Source organism: Mesorhizobium sp. M7D.F.Ca.US.004.03.1.1, from assembly GCF_003998635.1.
Classification (GTDB): Bacteria; Pseudomonadota; Alphaproteobacteria; order Rhizobiales; family Rhizobiaceae; genus Mesorhizobium; species Mesorhizobium loti.
The window spans coordinates 1-3,736 of record NZ_RZQG01000601.1 but is presented as its reverse complement, the minus strand read 5'-3'; the positions used below and the strand labels follow the sequence as shown (position 1 = coordinate 3,736).

The 3,736-nt window shown below is 62.4% G+C and carries 6 protein-coding genes; 4 read left to right on the top strand and 2 right to left on the bottom strand.

Annotated features, from left to right (window positions below; translation table 11 throughout):
- Window positions 1-540: GMC family oxidoreductase N-terminal domain-containing protein (locus EN935_RS26205; protein WP_206534569.1), on the bottom strand; the 540-nt coding region annotated here is incomplete at its 3' end.
- 259 nt (window positions 541-799) lie between these two features.
- On the opposite strand from EN935_RS26205, the gene EN935_RS26200 reads away from it, so the two are divergent.
- From EN935_RS26200 to EN935_RS26190, 3 genes are all read left to right on the top strand, one after another.
- Window positions 800-1,741: a phosphoribosylaminoimidazolesuccinocarboxamide synthase gene (locus tag EN935_RS26200; RefSeq protein WP_109659868.1), complete on the top strand. Its 942-nt coding sequence runs from the start codon at window positions 800-802 to the stop codon at window positions 1,739-1,741.
- A 106-nt stretch (window positions 1,742-1,847) separates the two neighbouring features.
- Window positions 1,848-2,243 (top strand): acyl-CoA thioesterase, encoded by a 396-nt coding sequence (locus tag EN935_RS26195; protein ID WP_056595507.1) that lies wholly within the window; start codon window positions 1,848-1,850, stop codon window positions 2,241-2,243.
- Between the two features lie 116 nt (window positions 2,244-2,359).
- Window positions 2,360-2,563 carry a hypothetical protein gene (locus EN935_RS26190; protein WP_126070132.1) on the top strand — a complete coding sequence of 68 codons (204 nt, stop codon included), beginning with the start codon at window positions 2,360-2,362 and terminating at the stop codon, window positions 2,561-2,563.
- Between the two features lie 170 nt (window positions 2,564-2,733).
- Here the strand turns inward: EN935_RS26190 and EN935_RS26185 are convergent, their stop codons facing one another.
- Complete coding sequence (locus EN935_RS26185) at window positions 2,734-3,102, bottom strand: helix-turn-helix domain-containing protein (RefSeq protein ID WP_164548758.1); 369 nt, start codon at window positions 3,100-3,102, stop codon at window positions 2,734-2,736.
- Between the two features lie 89 nt (window positions 3,103-3,191).
- Here EN935_RS26185 and EN935_RS26180 point away from each other — a divergent pair.
- Window positions 3,192-3,736 (top strand): NADPH-dependent FMN reductase (locus tag EN935_RS26180; RefSeq protein WP_164771344.1); only part of this gene is annotated, 545 nt, incomplete at its 3' end.

Here is a 3,736-nt window from a genome sequence, read left to right as displayed (position 1 = left end):
TTCCTGGGCAGCGCCATTGAAATCCGGATTGAGCGGCAGGCCGGCCTGCTGGCCGGCGGCGAGATAGCGTTTGGTCAGTGGATGGACGGCGTTTGAACAGTCGGTGACATGCAGCGGGCCCCCCGTGCCGCGCCATGCATCGGCGCCGGCCTGATTGTCCTCGAGCGCCTTGAAGGCGGGCAGCAGGTCGTCATAGGCCCAGCCGGGATTGCCGGCAGCCGCCCAGGCATCGAAGTCCTCGCGCGCGCCCCTGATCCAGACCATGGCGTTGATCGAGCTCGAACCGCCGAGCAGCTTGCCGCGCGGCCAGTGGTCGGCATTGCCGGCGAGCCCCGGGTCCGGCTCGGCCTTGTAGTTCCAGTTGACATCAGGATCGAAGAAGGTCTTGCCGTAGCCAAGCGGCATCTGCACGTAGAAGCGGCGGTCGGTGCCGCCGGCCTCTAGCACCAGCACCGAGAAGCGCCCCGAGGCCGACAGTTTGTCAGCCAGGACCGAGCCGGCCGAGCCGGAGCCGACGATGATGAAATCATAGGTCTGCATGATTGAAATGAGCGGCTCCGGAAATCTGGCTGCAGCCTAGACGCGACGGGTTGACCGCGTCGCCGCGCCATCCGGCATCAGTTGTGAAAAAAGCGACCGTCCAACTGGTCGGGTTTGCGGGGATTCCCGACAATCGCGCTTGATATGCACCGGCCCGACAGCCTATGCGATGGCATTATTTTGGCGCATGATTTTTTCCGAAAAGTCTGCAACTTTTCGGAATCATGCTCTGGCCACTCTGCGGAAGGCAGGAAATCATATGCGTGTCCTGTCGGATGCTTTCATTCCCGAACTGCCGGGTCACTACAGCGGCAAGGTCCGCGAAAATTACGACCTGGCGGATGGCAGGCGCATCATCATCGCCACTGACCGCCTCAGTGCCTTCGACACCATCCTGACCTCGATCCCGTACAAGGGAGAGATTCTCACCCAGACGGCGCGCTACTGGTTCGAGGACACCGCCGATATCTGCCCCAACCATGTTCTCGAATACCCCGACCCGAACGTCGTCGTCGGCACAAGGCTCGACATCCTGCCGGTGGAGATCGTCGTGCGCGGTTATCTGGCGGGAACCACCAGCACCTCGATCCTGACCCGGTACCGGCGCGGTGACCGCGACATGTATGGCATCCGCCTGCCGGATGGCCTGCGCGACAATGAAAAGCTGGCCGAACCGATCATCACGCCAACCAGCAAGGCTGCGCATGGCGGCCATGACGAGCCGCTGTCCAGGGCCGAGATCCTTGACCAGGGTCTTCTCACGCAGGCGCAGTGGGACACCGTGTCCGGCTACGCCTTGCGGCTGTTCGCCCGTGGCCAGCAACGTGCCACTGAGCGCGGCCTGATCCTCGCCGACACGAAATACGAATTCGGCACCGACAAGAACGGGACCATCATTCTTGCCGACGAAATCCACACCCCGGACAGCAGCCGGTACTGGATCGCCAAGAGTTACGGACAGGCACTCGCCAGCGGCAGCCGGCCGGAGAGCTTCGACAAGGATTTCATCCGCTCGTGGGTCTCGGCGCGGTGTGATCCTTACAGCGACCCGATCCCCAAAATACCCGACGAGATCGTCGAACAGGCCTCCAGGGTCTATGCGCAAGCCTATGAGGCGATCACGGGCAGGAAATTCTCTCCTGATGTTTCCGGGGATACCGTGCTCGATCGCATTCGCACGAACCTCGAGCGTTACTTTTAGCGGCCAGGCGAACCTTCACAGGGGGTACAGTCGGCAGAGGCGCGTTGACCTGTCGGCGCCGTGACGATACGGGATCGAGGGCAACCGCTTTCGAAGGATTTTCCCCATGGTGCAGTACGCTGAAGGACGGCCGCTCGGCGATCTGACGCTGCGCACGCTGGCCATGCCTTCGGATGCCAATGCGGCCGGTGACATTTTTGGCGGCTGGGTGATGGCGCAGATGGATCTGGCCTGCGGCATCCGGGCCGCCGAGCGCGCCAAGGGCCGCGTGGTGACGGCGGCGGTCAAAGAGATGTCGTTCGCCAAGCCGATGAAGATCGGCGACACGCTGTGTATCTACACCCATGTCGAGCGCGTCGGCCGCACCTCGATGACGCTCAAGGTCGAAGCCTGGGCGCAGCGCTACCTCTCCGACCTGATGGAAAAGGTCACCCACGCCGATTTCGTCATGGTGGCGCTGGACGGCGAGGGCAAGCCGAAAGCGGTTCCCGCCGAAGGCTGACGGAAGCCGTTTCTCCCAAGATCGGCCATTTGTAACAGCGTCCGTGCGGGAGGCGCTTTTCGCGACATCCAACGGTTGCCTCCAGGCCCGATTGTGCGGGCGTCGGAGGGGAGACAATGCGTCAACATATGCTGAACGGCTGGCTTGTGGCAGCCCTGGTCGCCTTGGTCTGCCTGCTTGGCGTGACCGCCTATGCCGAAGTCAAAGAAGACCTTCCGCGCACCGTCTGCTCGCATGGCAATGTGGGCGTCAGGGAGCCAGCCGCGACATGCGCGATCTGCAGCCCGGCGCCTTGCGAAGTCATGGCGCCAAGAGCCTGAAATGGCCGCCTTTGGTATGCGATTATCGTCGGCAGAGTGGCGCGCGTGTTGGTCGACCTTAGGCACCGCAAGACAAAGTTGATAGGCCTCGTTTAGAGAACCACGAATTCACCTGTCGTCAGGCAATTTCGCTCACCGCGAAACTCCGGATTCCTTGCCATGCAAGGGTTTCAGGCATGCATGCCGTCGAATTTTTCGCGCGCCGCCTTGACGCGCGTGGTGTTCTTGCGCGCCCATTCGCCCAGCGCGCTGACCGGGATCAGCAGCTCGTGACCGAGCTCGGTCAGCTCATAGTCGACACGTGGCGGAATGGTCGGGAACACGGTGCGGGTGACGAAGCCGTCGCGCTCCAGCCCGCGCAAGGTGGTGGTCAGCATCTTCTGTGAAATGCCGCCGACCGCGGCACGCAATTCGTTGAAACGCAGCGGTCCGTCGCCCAGCTTGCCGACCACCAGAACGGTCCATTTGTCGCCGACGCGCTGCAGGATTTCCGAGATGGCGCGGCAGTCCTCGGTGCGGTGCGGGTGCCTCAGTAACAAAAAGGTGCCTCCTTGCTTCTCGAGTTGACAGTATCTCATATAGCGCCGGTATCCAAACGATACCAGCTTTACTTGCAAGGAGAGCCCCCATGTCAAAACCCAAGATCGCCATCATCATCGGTTCGACGCGTGCTGCGCGCTTCGCCGATGTGCCGACCGAATGGATCGCCAAGATCGCCAAGTCACATGCCGACATCAACGTGGAAGTCGTCGACCTGCGCGACTTCCCGCTGCCCTTCTTCGACGAGGTCGCATCCTCCGCCTGGGCACCGTCGCAGAACGAAGTGGCACAGCGCTGGCAGAAGAAGGTCGCCGAATTCGATGGCTTCATCTTCACCGCCGCCGAATACAATCATGGCCCGACGGCCGTGCTGAAGAACGCCATCGACTACGCCGCCAACGAATGGAACAAGAAGCCGGCCGGCTTTGTCGGCTATGGCAGCGTCGGTGGCGCCCGCGCCGTCGAACAGCTGCGCCTTCATGCGGTCGAATTGCAGATGGCGCCGGTCAAGTCGGCCGTCCATATCGCCTGGGGCGATTTCCTCGCCGTCCGCCAGGGCGAGAAGAAGCTCGAAGATCTCGAGCACCTGAACCAGGCCGCCGCGGCGCTGGTCAACGACGTTGCGTGGTGGGC

What these genes read in the sequence shown, in the direction of transcription:
- EN935_RS26200 (WP_109659868.1), top strand. Translation starts at nt 800, where the DNA reads ATGCGTGTCCTGTCGGATGCTTTCATTCCCGAACTGCCGGGTCACTAC.
- EN935_RS26195 (WP_056595507.1), top strand. Translation starts at nt 1,848, where the DNA reads ATGGTGCAGTACGCTGAAGGACGGCCGCTCGGCGATCTGACGCTGCGC.
- EN935_RS26190 (WP_126070132.1), top strand. Translation starts at nt 2,360, where the DNA reads ATGCGTCAACATATGCTGAACGGCTGGCTTGTGGCAGCCCTGGTCGCC.